The following is a 13148-nucleotide window of genomic DNA, read 5'->3' as shown; positions in this document are numbered from 1 at the left end:
GCATCTCCGATGGCGACACCGACGAGGAGGTTCTGAACTACATCGTCTCGCGTTACGGCGAATTCGTGCTGCTGAAGCCAAGGCTCAGTCTTCGGACCATCCTGCTGTGGGGTGCCCCGGTGCTCTTGGTGGCCGCAGGCGGCGTCGCGCTCACGGTCTTTGCGCGGCGGCGGGCCGGCAAGCCGACCGGCAGCCGCCTGACAGCGGAGGAGCAGGCAAAGCTCGACGAACTGCTCGGCAAGTGAGCCGGCCTCGTCCCCTGACAGCATAATGGCTTCGCCAATCAACCTGCGGTAAGATGCCCGAGCGGACCATCGCAGATGCGGGGATGACATGGAGCGCCGTCTTGCAGCAATTCTGATCGCTGACGTCGCCGGTTACAGCCGTTTGAGCCAGATCGACGAAGAGGGCACGCGTCGCCACTTCCAGGCGGATATGGACGACATTATCCGGCCCAAGATTACCGAACATCATGGCCGGCTGGTCAAGACCATGGGTGATGGCCTGCTGGTCGAATTTCACAGCGTTGTCGATGCTTTGCATTGCGCAATTGACGTACAGCGCGAGAAGGCGGCGCGAAAGAAATCCGGCGATGGAGCGATGCGCCTCGATTTCCGCATCGGTGTGAATCTTGGCGATATCATCGTCGAAGGCGATGACATTCAGGGTGACGGCGTCAATATCGCTGACCGCATACAAGCGCTGGCCGAGCCGGGCGGGATCGCGATCTCCGGCACGACCTACGATCAGGTGAAAACCAAACTCGACGTCGGCTATACGTCACTCGGCATGCAGAAGGTGCGCAGCATCGTAGAGCCGATCCGCGTCTACCAGGTCGTGCTCGACCCGGTCTCGGCGAGAGCAGCGCCGAAGCGCTTCAAGCGCCTGTTGCGGAAACCTGCCGGCCTTACGGCTGCCATTGCCTTCCTGTTGCTGGCCGCTGCCGTAGCCTACTGGTTACAGCCGTGGGAGCTTGGCCAGACGCCAACGCTGGTCGAGCGCTTCGCCTATCCTTTGCCGGACAAGCCTTCGGTGGCGGTGCTGCCCTTCATCAATGTCAGTGGCGATACGGAGCAGGATCACCTGGCCCAGGGGCTGACCGACGACCTAATTACCGAGCTATCCAAGGTTTCAGGGCTTTTCGTCATCGCCAGACATTCGGTATTTGCCATCCAGAACAGTGCGGGCAAGATTCAGGACGTGGCGGCGGAACTCGGCGTGCACTACGTGCTCGAAGGCACGTTGCAGCGCGCGGGGCCACAGCTGCGGATCAACGTCAAGCTGATCGACGCGCTGAGCGGGCTTTCGGTCTGGGCTGAGCGCTACGACCGCCAATATGTCGATCTGTTCGCCATTCAGGATGACGTCACCGGTAAGATCATCTCTGCGCTTTCGGTTCAGCTCAGCGAAGGCGAGCGCACACAGCTGGAGCGGATACCGAGCGACAACCTGGAAGCCTACGATTACTACATGCGGGCGGAGCACGAGGGCATTGCCTACAGCGACGTGGATACCTATCGCCGGACGCTATCCTATTATCAGAAGGCCATCGACCTCGATCCGAACTTTGCCGATGCGCATGCTGGCATCGCGCGCGTTGCCGTCGACGTCTGGCGCAACGACTATAACTTCCTCTGGTCGGCGGCGGTGGCACGCAAGATCGCCTATGACGCCGCCGGACAGGCGCTCAAGCTCGACCCCGACAATGCGCGGGCCCACACCGTTCTCGCCCTGTTGCAGCTGGTGGACGGGCGCGCCGCCGAGGCACGGGATTCGGCAAACCGCGCGGTCGAGGCGCAGCCGAACAGCGCGGAGGCCTTCGGCAACCTGGCCTTGATCCTTGCCCATACGGGAAGCCACGACGAGGCGGTCACCGAGATGGAAAAGGCCCTGCGGCTCGATCCCGAGCCGCAGCCGAGCGTCCGGCTGCTGGCGGGGATCGTCTTTTACACGGCGCGGGACAACAGGCGCGCAATCCCGCTCATCGAGGCGGCACGGGATGCGCTGCCGAATGCGGAGCCTGCGCGCGAGTACCTGACGGCTGCCTATGCCTATGAAGGGGACCGGGTTCGCGCCGAGCAGGAGAAGGGCAAGCTTTTGGAGCTGTTTCCGGACGCCAACCTTACCTACTACAGCTATCTCTACGACTACTGGCGCGAAGACGACCTGGAGCACCATCTGAGCGGATTGCGCGCGGCCGGGATTCCGGAGTGGCCCTTCGGGTTCGTGGGCTCGGAGGTCGATCGACTGGACGTGGACGCCCTACGCGACCTGATCAGCGACAAGACGTGGAGCGGAAAACACAAGAACGGAACTGTGTTCGTCCAGTATTTCGACAAGGCGGGCAATACCGCCTACCGCAGCGCCAACACCAATATTACCGGCACGGTCGAGGTGCAGGGAAACAGGCTCTGCGAGCGGTTCGGCGGCTATTTCCTCGACCGCATGGTGTGCGGGCAGGTCTACAGAAGCAAGGACGCCGGACAAGCCGGCGCCCAGTATGTTCACGTGACCCCGCAGGCGCTGAAGTTCTTCTCGTTGGCGCCTTGAATTCACTCGGCCGCGATATGCTGCCAGTCCTTGTGCAACTTGTCGGAAATCAGGGTGCTCTGCACCTCCGACCAGTGCTTTTGGGAATCGACGACCTTGGTAGGTTTCTTTTCGAAGCCTTCCGCGGCACCGGGATCGTAACTGAGATAGAGCTTGCCATCGATGATCCGCCATGCCTTCGGGTCGATATTGGTCGTGACCGTCCCGAAGGACACGCCGTCGGCGCAATAGCCGCCGTATTGAGGCGCATATTTGCCGGGGTCGGCGATGAATCGGTCGCGGTTTTCGGAACTGGTGAAATGCCATTCGGCACCCAGCCACCGATGCGAATAGACCGGAGATCCTTCCACGGCCTTGTTTTCGGTGAAATAGGCCACCGGATCGTAGCCCTTGATCGCCACGTCCCCGAAATAGCCGGTATTCACCGGTTCTTCCGCCGATGCCGGCTGCGCGAACGCGAAGAGGATCGCGGCACCAGCGATAATGGAGGCGGCAGCGCCGCCTGTCTGCTTGCGATATGACATGTATCCATTCTCCCAGTTCGGGCGATGAGATGCAGCCAGCGCTATTTCCGCTTCGTGCACTCGCCGTACAGCCAGTCGCCGACCAGGTCGGCTTGCTGGCAAACAGCGCCCGCTTTCAACAGCAGGTCGGCGGCATCCCAGTGGGATCGCCATCCGGCCTGCGTCAACGGCGTGTAGCCGTTGCGTTCCTTTGCCTCTATGTTCGCCTTGTGTGCGACGAGAAAGGCGACGACATCGGCGTGACCTTCTTCGGCTGCAGCATGAAGCGGCGACATTTGGTAGAAGTTCTTTTCATCATTGATCAGCGCACCCTTCGATACGAGCAGTTCGACGACATCGAGATGTCCGCCATAGGCGGCTGCATGCAATGCCGTCAGCCCGCCCTTGTTTCTAATCTCGATATCGGTGCCTTTTTCGAGCAGAAGCGTGACGGTATCCGTGTTTCCGGCAAGTGCCGCGATTAGCAGAGGCGGCTCTCCCGACGCATCCGGCTCGGCGATGTTCGCGCCCTGATCGATAAGCTCGCCGACGCGTTCGCGATTGCCGTCCCTTGCCGCATCGTGCAGTGGACCGGCCCAGGCTGTCGAAAGCCCGAGCAAAATTCCCAGCAGAGATATGCCGACGACCCTCATCGCATGCCCTTGCCGCATATGCGGTCCCCGTACGAGCGGAAGGAATATTTAAGATATCATGAATATATCTAGGGGAGCAAGGATTACGGTGTTCAACCTGCTCAGGGTTGCACTGAAATTTATAGAGCGATCGTTCCTACATTACGAATTTTTCATTGTGCGGAAAGTTCGCAGTAAGGTGCGGCATCCTATATCTTCATTCATCGACCGAACCGGCAATGGCCGGGACGAAGACAAGTAGAAGAGAAGGTGCCGAAAATGTTCAAGACTCCATCCCTCAACACGATGCTGAAGGCGTCCACTGTCGCAGGTCTCGCTGCCGCCGTGTTTGCAACCGGCGTGCCGCTGGAGATCACGCGTTCCTACGCCGAAGCCGTCAATGTCCAAGCTCCGTCGGTCCCGAGTTTTGCGAATGTCGTCGATGCCGTTTCCCCGGCCGTCGTCTCCGTTCGCGTCGAATCCCGCATCAATCCGGCTGCCGACAGCACCGATGGCTTTGCCTTCGATTTCAACGGCCGCGGTTTCGACGATCTGCCGGACGACCACCCGCTGAAGCGCTTCTTCAAGCAGTTCGGCGAACAGGGCCCGAACGGTCCGCAGGGCGGCCCGAACAGAAGGTTTGGCCCGCCAGATGGCAAGGGCCGTCTGCGCCCGGTCGCACAGGGCTCCGGTTTCTTCATTTCCGAGGACGGCTATGTCGTCACCAACAACCATGTCGTTTCCGATGGCTCGGCTTTCGTTGCCGTCATGACCGACGGGACCGAGTTTGACGCCAAGCTGATCGGCCGGGATCCGCGCACGGACCTTGCTGTGCTCAAGGTCGATGGCAAGGGCCGCAAGTTCACCTATGTCAATTGGGCCGACGACAACAATGTCCGCGTCGGCGACTGGGTTGTGGCGGTCGGGAACCCCTTCGGTCTTGGCGGGACGGTGACGGCAGGTATCATTTCGGCGCGCGGCCGCGATATCGGCTCCGGTCCTTATGATGACTACCTGCAGGTGGACGCAGCCGTGAACCGCGGCAATTCTGGTGGTCCGACCTTCAACCTCAGCGGCCAGGTCGTCGGTATCAACACCGCGATCTTCTCGCCGTCGGGCGGTAGCGTCGGCATCGCCTTCGCGATCCCGGCTTCGACTGCCAGGGACGTCGTTGCCGACCTGATGAAGGACGGTGCTGTTTCACGCGGCTATCTCGGCGTGCAGATCCAACCGGTCACCAAGGACATCGCCGATTCGCTTGGCCTGTCGGAAGCGAACGGTGCGCTGGTCGTCTCCGCGCAGGACGGCACGCCGGGCCAGAAGGCCGGCATGAAGGCTGGCGACGTCGTGACCGCCGTCAACGGCGAAACGGTCAAGGATGCTCGCGACCTCAGCCGCCGCATTGGCGCCATGCAGCCGGGCAGCAAGGTCGAAGTGTCAGTCTGGCGCGATGGCAAGGCGCAGTCCCTCACCGTCGAACTCGGCACCTTGCCGGTTGACCAAAAGGACGCTTCCAACGGCGACGACGGCGGTCCGGCGCAGCCCGAGGCACCGGCATCCGAGAAGGCACTTGCCGATCTAGGCCTGACCGTCGGTCCTTCGGAAGATGGCAAAGGCCTGACGATCACCGGTATCGACCCGGACTCGGATGCTGCCGACAAGGGCATCAAGCAAGGCGAAAAGATCACCTCGGTGAACAACCAGCAGGTCGCGAACGCCGATGATATCGTCAAGGTTCTGAACCAGGCGAAGAAGGATGGCCGCACCCGGGCGCTCTTCCAGATCCAGTCCCAGGACGGCAGCCGCTTCGTTGCGCTGCCGATCAACGGCCAAGGCTGATCCTCCCACCTTGGTCTGAAAAGGGGAGCCGCGATCCGACCTCTCGCGGCTCCCTTTCTCCATCCTTTACAAGGACGACTGCGATGACCCCACTGCAACAGGACGACGCTTTGAGCCTTGCCCAAACGCAACCGGCAGGTAATGTCGGCCGCATGAAGATTCTCATCATCGAAGACGATCTTGAAGCCGCGGCCTACCTCACGAAGGCCTTTCGCGAGGCGGGCATCGTCGCCGATCATGCAAGCGACGGCGAAAGCGGCCTCTTCATGGGGTCCGAAAACAGCTACGACGTGATTGTCATCGACCGCATGCTGCCGCGCCGCGACGGACTTTCCGTCATCAGCGAGTTGCGGCGCAAGGGTATTCATACGCCGGTTCTCATCCTGTCCGCCCTTGGGCAGGTCGATGACCGCGTGACCGGCCTTCGCGCCGGCGGCGACGATTATCTGCCGAAGCCCTATGCCTTCAGCGAGCTTCTTGCACGCGTCGAAGTGCTCGGACGCCGCAAGGGCACGCCGGAGCAGGATGTGGTCTACCGGGTCGGCGACCTCGAACTCGACCGGCTTTCCCATGAAGTCCGGCGCGGTGGCAGGGAAATCCCGCTCCAGCCGCGGGAATTCCGGCTTCTCGAATATCTCATGAAGAATGCCGGGCAGGTAGTCACGCGCACCATGCTTCTCGAGAATGTCTGGGACTATCATTTCGATCCGCAAACGAATGTCATCGACGTGCATGTCTCGCGTCTGCGCTCGAAGATCGAAAAGGACTTCAGCCAGCCGCTGCTGAAGACGATCCGCGGTGCGGGTTACATGATCAAGGACGAGGGATGAACCGCTTCTGGTTTCTCTTCAAGTCCACCGCAGTCCGCCTTTCGGCACTATACATCCTGCTTTTTGCAATCTGCGCCGCAACGCTCGTCTTCTATGTGACGGCGATGTCTCAACGGCTGCTCAACGGGCAGATACGCGAAGCCGTCCAGCAAGAAGTCGACGTGGTCAGGCGCGCCTATGATCTGGGCGGCATTAACGCGCTGTTGCGCGCGATGGAGCGCCGCACGCGCCAGCCGGGCGCCAATCTCTACGTCATTGCCGGTCCGTCGGGCGATATCCTTGCGGGCAACGTCGCCTCGGTACAGGCGGGCGTCTTCGAGGAAACTGGCTGGACGTCTGTTCCCTTCTCCTATCAGCGCTACACCGACAGCGGCGGCGGCGAACGCCGCCATATGGCGATCGCCAATATCTTCGTGCTCGACAACGGCCTGCGCATTCTCGTCGGCCGCGATCTCGGCGAACCGGAGCGCTTCCGCGTGCTGGTGCGCCAGGCGCTGATGATCGCGCTGGCGATCATGGGCCTCGGCGCGATCATCATCTGGTTCGGTATCGGCCGCAACGCGCTGAAGCGGATCGATCGCATGTCGGCCGCAAGCAAGAAGATCATGGCGGGCGACCTCTCGCAGCGCCTGCCGGTCGGCGTGTCGGGTGACGAGTTCGATCGTCTGTCGGTTTCGCTGAACACGATGTTGGAGCGCATCGAAAAGCTGAACGAAGGGCTGCGGCAGGTTTCCGACAACATCGCCCACGACCTCAAGACGCCGCTGACACGCCTGCGCAACAAGGCTACGGATGCGATGGACACGGCCGATGAAGACCAGCGCCGCGCGGCTCTTGAGGGGATCATCTCGGAATCCGATCAATTGATCCGAACCTTCAATGCACTTCTGATGATCTCGCGCGTGGAAGCGGGCTCAGTCGCAGCGGAGATGTCGCCAATCGAACTGTCGGCGATCGTTGCCGATAGCGCCGAGCTCTACGAGCCCGTTGCGGAAGAGGCCGGGCTGGCGCTGACATGCAGCATCGAACCCGACATATGCGTGCAAGGTAACCGCGAACTGGTCGGCCAGGCGATTTTCAATCTGATCGACAACGCGATCAAATATTCCGGCGATGCCAAGGGCGGTGAAATCAGTCTGAAGCTGCTGCGCCGGCCCGACGGCATCTGCCTTTCGGTCACCGATCACGGGCCGGGCATTCCGGCCGACAAGCGCGCGGACGTCGTCAAGCGCTTCGTGCGGCTTGACGAGAGCCGGTCGAAGCCCGGCACAGGGCTTGGCCTTTCGCTGGTCGAGGCGGTGATGGAGCTGCATGGCGGCACGCTGGAGCTTTCAGACGCCGATCTGGAAAAAGAAGACGGCCGTGGCCTCACCGTCAGCATGATTTTCCCCGTCAAGCCTGCTTAGGGTTGGCCGCTCCAGATTGTGACCCTAGGTTAGGGGCTGGTACGGCGGCGCTGATTCCGGGTGCTGCCGTCCCCGGGGAGGTGGAATGCTGACGAAATCGACACATAGCCTGAAGGTTGTGCGCAGCGGCCTGCTGCGCCCATTGAACCAATCCGAACTCAAGCTGGCGCTCGCCCACCTTCAGGATATCGGCAGACACGAACCGGCGGTCGCGGCGATGCTGCAGGCCGGTGGCCCGATGTGCGATTTCATTGCTGCGGTGCTGACGCTTTCGCCCCATCTTCGCGACGTCGCGAATATTGACAATGCAGTTCTCGCTGCTGCGATTTCATCGCCGCTCGAGCCGCAGATCGACGTGCTGATCGCCGAAGCGCGCGGCTGCTGGAAACCGGAGGCCGGGATTTCGCCTTCCGAGTCTGCCGTCATGAGCCGGTTGCGGATCATCAAACGGAAAGTGTCCTTCCTTATCGCGCTTGCCGATCTCGCCGGGCTCTTCGATGGGCGGCAGACGACGGCCTGGCTGAGCGCTCTGGCCGAGGCCTCGGTCAAAGCGGCGATCGACCATCTGCTGCTGTCCTCCCATGAGAGCGGCAAACTGCAGGTGAAGGACATCGAGAATCCCAGCGAAGGCTCCGGCTTGGTCGTGCTCGGGATGGGAAAACTCGGCGCATCGGAGCTGAATTATTCGTCCGATATCGATCTTGTGATTTTCTTCGACGAGCAGGCCGGCATCGTGCCAGATCCCGAGGATGCGATCGACATCTTTCCGCGGCTGATGAGGCGGCTCGTGCGGATCCTCCAGGAGCGGACAGCCGACGGATATGTCTTCCGAGCCGATCTGCGCCTGCGCCCCGATCCAGGCTCGACGCCGCTTGCGATCCCGGTTGATGCGGCGATGGTCTATTACGAAGGACGCGGCCAGAACTGGGAGAGGGCAGCCTTCATCAAGGCGCGGCCCGTCGCCGGGGATATGAAGGCGGGCGAGGCGTTCGTGCGCGGGCTCGCCCCCTTCGTCTTCCGCAAATATCTGGACTATGCGGCGATCGCCGACATCCATTCGATCAAGCGGCAGATCCACGCTCACAAGGGCCACGGCGCCATTGCGGTGAAGGGGCACAACGTCAAACTCGGCCGCGGCGGCATCCGCGAGATCGAATTCTTCGTTCAGACGCAGCAGCTGATCGCCGGCGGGCGCATGCCGGCGCTGCGCAGCCGCGGTACGGAGGAGACCCTTGCCGAACTCACCAAGGCGAAATGGATCGATGCGGAAACACGTGACGAACTGACGGAGACCTACTGGTTTCTCCGCGATGTGGAACACCGCATCCAGATGGTGCGCGACGAGCAGACGCATCTGCTGCCGGAAACGGAGGCCGACCTGAAGCGCATCGCCTTCATGATGGGCTTCACCGATACGTCGAGTTTCGCCGAGCGGCTGGTGGAGGTGCTGCGGACCGTCGAGCGGCGTTATGCGCGGCTCTTCGAGCAGGAAACCAGACTGTCGACCGAGACCGGAAATTTGGTGTTCACCGGCCAGGCCGACGATCCGGATACGCTGGAGACCCTGAAGAAGCTCGGCTTCAAGCGTCCGTCCGACATTTCCCGTATCATCCGCACCTGGCATTACGGCCGCTATCGCGCGACGCAATCCGTCGAAGCGCGGGAGCGGCTGACGGAACTCGCGCCGGAGCTGCTTCGCGTGTTCGGTGAAAGCAAGCGGGCCGACGAGGCGCTGCTGCGCTTCGACAGCTTCATTTCCGGCCTGCCTGCTGGCATCCAGCTTTTCTCACTGCTCGGCAGCAATCCGGCGCTGCTTTCGCTGATCGTTAACATCATGTCCTCGGCGCCGAAGCTTGCTGAGGTGATCGCCGCCAAGCCGCACGTCTTCGACGGCATGCTCGATCCGGGACTGATGGCGGAGCTGCCGACACGCGACTATCTCGGCGAACGCCTGAAGGCATCGCTGGGGCAGGCGAGCCATTACGAGGAGGTGCTGGATCGGCTGCGCATCTTTGCCGCCGAACAGCGCTTCCTGATCGGCATCCGGCTGCTGACCGGCGCGATCAACGGGCTGATGGCGGCCCGCGCCTTCACCCATCTGGCCGATCTTGCGATCGAAGCCGCCCTCGAAGCGGTGAGGCAGGAAATGCGCGCGGCGCACGGCGATTTTCCCGGCGGAAGGGTCGCCATTGCCGGCATGGGCAAACTCGGCAGCTTCGAGCTGACGGCGGGCTCCGACATCGACCTCATCCTCCTCTACGACTATGACGACGCCGCTTCCGAGTCCGACGGCGCGAAGCCGTTGGACGCGACAAGGTACTTCACCCGTCTGACGCAGCGGTTGATCGCGGCGTTCTCGGCGCCGACTGCCGAGGGCGTTCTCTATGAAGTCGACATGCGGCTTCGCCCCTCGGGCAACAAGGGCCCGGTCGCCACGCGCATCAGGTCCTTCGAGAAATATCAGCGCGACGAAGCCTGGACCTGGGAGCATATGGCGCTCAGCCGCGCCCGCCTGATCTGCGGCGATCGGAGCCTGGTGAGCGAGGCGGAGCGGATCATCGGCGATGTGCTTTCAAAGAGACGTGACGTCACAAAGGTAAGCCGTGACGTCGCGGAGATGCGCGAACTGATCGACAAGGAGAAATCGCCGGACGGCCTTTGGGATCTGAAACTTATTTCCGGCGGCGTGATCGATATTGAATTCATCGCGCAGTATCTGGCGCTGATTGCTCCGGCCAGGGACGTGACTGCGAAGATGGGTGGAATGAACAATACCGGCGATGCACTGAAGACGCTTGGCGGCAACTTGATGCCGGCAGCCGACCTCGATCTCTGCCTGGAGGCGTTCACGCTCTACACGGAATTGTCGCAGCTGATCCGGCTTTGCATCGACGGGCCATTTGATCCGAAGGATGCGCCGTCCGGCCTGACCGAGCTGGTGTGCCGGGCCGGAGATTGCCCGGACATCAAGACGCTTCAAGGCGAGGTCAAACGGCTTTCCAAGGCTGTCCGGAAGATATTCCAGACGACGGTGAATTCTTAGCGCGCGCCGTCCGGAATGCGGAACGAGACGACAGTGCCGATCGCCTCGCGCGAGCGGATGCGCATCTTGCCGTCGTGAAGCGCCGTCAGCGAGCGGGAGATCGCGAGGCCGAGACCGGAGCCGCCCTTGCTCTTGGCATACTGGTTCTGCACCTGCTCGAAGGGCTGGCCGATCTTGGTGAGCGCTTCGTAGGGGATGCCGATGCCGGTGTCGGCGATCGTGACGACGACGCCTTCCGCATCGCGACGGGTGCGGAGCGCGATACGGCCGCCCTCGTTCGTGAACTTCACCGCATTGGAGAGAAGGTTGAGCAGGATCTGCTTCATGGCCCGGCGGTCTGCCGTCAGCGTCATGCCTTCGCAAACCCGCTGTTCGATAATGATGTTCTTCTTGGCCGCCGGAATGGCGGTGAAGCGCAGGCTTTCCTCGATGAGCGGCGCAAGATCGATCTTCTCGCGGTGCAGTTTCATGTGCCCGGCCTCGATCTTCGACATATCGAGTATATCGTTGATGACATTGAGCAGGTGCTTGCCGCTGTCATGGATGTCTCGGGCATATTCGTCGTATTTCAACGAGCCAAGCGGGCCGAACATCTGGTTCTGCAGGATTTCGGAGAAGCCGAGGATGGCGTTGAGCGGCGTGCGCAGCTCATGCGACATGTTGGCGAGGAATTCCGACTTTGCCTTGTTGGCTGCTTCTGCACGCTCCTTTTCGGCCTGATAATTGGCGTTCGCGACCGAGAGAGCCGCCTTCTGGCTTTCGAGCGTCTGACGAGATGCCTTGAGGTCGCCGATGGTCGCGATGAGGCGCCGCTCGGATTCGCGCAGGCGCTCCTGGTTGCGCTTCAGAAGCGTGATGTCAGTGCCGACGGAAACCATGCCGCCGTCGCGGGTGCGGCGTTCGTTGATTTGCAGCCAGCGCTCGTCGGCAAGCTGGACTTCTGTCGTGCGAGAATGGCCGGCGCCATCGGCATCGGCCATTCGGCGCTCGATGACCGGCCGGGCGGCGGCGGCGTTGACCACGCTGCGCTCAGTGCCTGGAACGAGGACGCTATCGGGAAGCCCGTAGGCCTGCTGGAAGTGGGCGTTGCACATCACCAGGCGGTCGTTCTTGTCCCATAAAACGAAGGCTTCCGACGTGCATTCGATGGCGTCCGCAAGGCGCTGGTCGGCCTCAGCGTAGCGCTGCGCGAGACGGTGCTGCTCGGTCACGTCCATCGCGATGCCGATCATGTGCACGCGGCCGGAATTGCTGCGGATCATCTGGGCGCGGGCACGCATCCACACATAGTGGCCGCCGGCATGGCGCATACGGAAGACCTGGTCGACCTGGCCGGAACTGCCCTTGGCGATCGAGCGCGCGATCTCGTGCAGCCCGCCGTCCTCAGGATGCATGAGCCGGGCCGCATCGCCGAAGGACATCGTCTTGTCGGAAGCCGGCAGACCGAGCATGTCGTACATTGAGCGCGACCAGAAGAATTCGCGGTTGTCGAAATCGAAATCCCAAAGCCCGCAGCGGCCGCGCGAAAGTGCCGTCTCGACGCGCTGGTTCGATTCGACGAAGATCTCGTCGGCGTCGCGGGCGCGCTTGACCTGCATGTAGTAGGCGTAAAGGATCACCAGCAGGATCGAGGAAATGCCGGCAAACAGCGTGACGTTAAGGGTCAGCTCTTCGCGCCACAGCCTTCCGATCTCGTCCAGCGAGGTTGCGGCGATGATATAGCCGCCGGTGCTGCCGACCAGGGTGATTTCGGCATAGTGCGGATCGCCGCCGATCGTCGTTTCGATGACGCCAGCGCGATCTCCGAAGCGGCGGATGGCGGAAACCTCGGGAAAGAAATCGCCAGCATTCGATCCGACATATGCAAGACCCGCGGTCGATGCTGCGAAGACCTTGCCGCTCGTCTGGACGAGGAGAACAAAGGAGCCGCGGCCGAGGCGGTCCTGCGGCAGGAATTTCGCCAGCTTCGCCTGCGCCTGCTCGGCGTTTCCGCTTTCGAAGAGGTCGGTCGAGTCGGCGAAGACGGCGGCTGCGGTCGCGGCCGAAAGCGCGGTCGCGTGCCGGGCGGCTGTGCCCATGCGAGCATAATCCGACATCATCCCGAAAAAATGCGAGGCCGCAACGACGGTCAGGAAGGCGACGATCAGAGCCGGGATGGCCCGTTTCAGGATAATCTCGGCTTGCGGAAGACGGTTAGCAATCGGCTTGGAGATCGCCGCGGTTCGCTTGGAGGCATTGCCGTGCCAGGCACGAAGCCCCTCGAAATCGACACGCAGCCGCCCTTCGGCCGCAGTTGCCCGCCGCACGTTCATCATCACCAGCTTTGATCCCTCGTGTGATTCGCG

At 62.0% G+C, this 13148-nt stretch carries 9 protein-coding genes; 6 read left to right on the top strand and 3 right to left on the bottom strand.

Annotated features, from left to right (window positions below; translation table 11 throughout):
• Together BN1800_RS09395 and BN1800_RS09390 are read left to right on the top strand one after the other, a co-directional pair.
• On the top strand, positions 1-245 hold a 245-nt coding region (locus BN1800_RS09395), incomplete at its 5' end, for a cytochrome c-type biogenesis protein (RefSeq protein WP_143533923.1).
• A gap of 88 nt (positions 246-333) precedes the next feature.
• Entirely contained in the window at positions 334-2550 is a 2217-nt protein-coding gene (locus BN1800_RS09390) for an adenylate/guanylate cyclase domain-containing protein (RefSeq protein ID WP_086996710.1), read from the top strand.
• Positions 2551-2552: 2 nt separating this feature from the next.
• On the opposite strand, the gene BN1800_RS09385 is transcribed toward BN1800_RS09390, so the two are convergent.
• Both BN1800_RS09385 and BN1800_RS09380 read right to left on the bottom strand, forming a co-directional pair.
• On the bottom strand, positions 2553-3074 hold the full coding sequence (locus BN1800_RS09385; RefSeq protein WP_027507498.1) for a YHS domain-containing (seleno)protein: 522 nt from the start codon (positions 3072-3074) through the stop codon (positions 2553-2555).
• A 41-nt stretch (positions 3075-3115) separates the two neighbouring features.
• Positions 3116-3706: an ankyrin repeat domain-containing protein gene (locus BN1800_RS09380; RefSeq protein WP_086996707.1), complete on the bottom strand. Its 591-nt coding sequence runs from the start codon at positions 3704-3706 to the stop codon at positions 3116-3118.
• 258 nt (positions 3707-3964) lie between these two features.
• Here BN1800_RS09380 and BN1800_RS09375 point away from each other — a divergent pair, with 258 nt between their 5' ends.
• The 4 genes from BN1800_RS09375 to BN1800_RS09360 all read left to right on the top strand — a co-directional run bounded on the left by BN1800_RS09375 (position 3965) and on the right by BN1800_RS09360 (position 10803).
• The gene (locus BN1800_RS09375; protein WP_027507496.1) at positions 3965-5524 is read left to right on the top strand and encodes a Do family serine endopeptidase; all 1560 of its coding nucleotides are present in this window, start codon (positions 3965-3967) and stop codon (positions 5522-5524) included.
• A 152-nt stretch (positions 5525-5676) separates the two neighbouring features.
• On the top strand, positions 5677-6354 hold the full coding sequence (locus tag BN1800_RS09370; RefSeq protein WP_198521654.1) for a response regulator transcription factor: 678 nt from the start codon (positions 5677-5679) through the stop codon (positions 6352-6354).
• Positions 6351-7760, top strand: a complete 1410-nt coding sequence (locus BN1800_RS09365) for a sensor histidine kinase (RefSeq protein ID WP_086996703.1) — start codon at positions 6351-6353, stop codon at positions 7758-7760. Before BN1800_RS09370 ends, BN1800_RS09365 begins: the two co-directional genes overlap by 4 nt.
• An 85-nt stretch (positions 7761-7845) precedes the next feature.
• Positions 7846-10803: a bifunctional [glutamine synthetase] adenylyltransferase/[glutamine synthetase]-adenylyl-L-tyrosine phosphorylase gene (locus BN1800_RS09360; protein WP_086996701.1), complete on the top strand. Its 2958-nt coding sequence runs from the start codon at positions 7846-7848 to the stop codon at positions 10801-10803.
• Here BN1800_RS09360 and BN1800_RS09355 read toward each other — a convergent pair.
• On the bottom strand, positions 10800-13118 hold the full coding sequence (locus tag BN1800_RS09355; protein ID WP_027507492.1) for a PAS domain-containing sensor histidine kinase: 2319 nt from the start codon (positions 13116-13118) through the stop codon (positions 10800-10802). The two genes, BN1800_RS09360 and BN1800_RS09355, sit on opposite strands and share 4 nt — an antisense overlap.
• Positions 13119-13148 lie beyond the last annotated feature (30 nt).

This window comes from Rhizobium sullae (genome assembly GCF_900169785.1).
GTDB lineage: Bacteria > Pseudomonadota > Alphaproteobacteria > Rhizobiales > Rhizobiaceae > Rhizobium > Rhizobium sullae.
The sequence above is the reverse complement of the archived record's forward strand: the minus strand, read 5'-3'. Positions and strand labels throughout refer to the sequence as shown.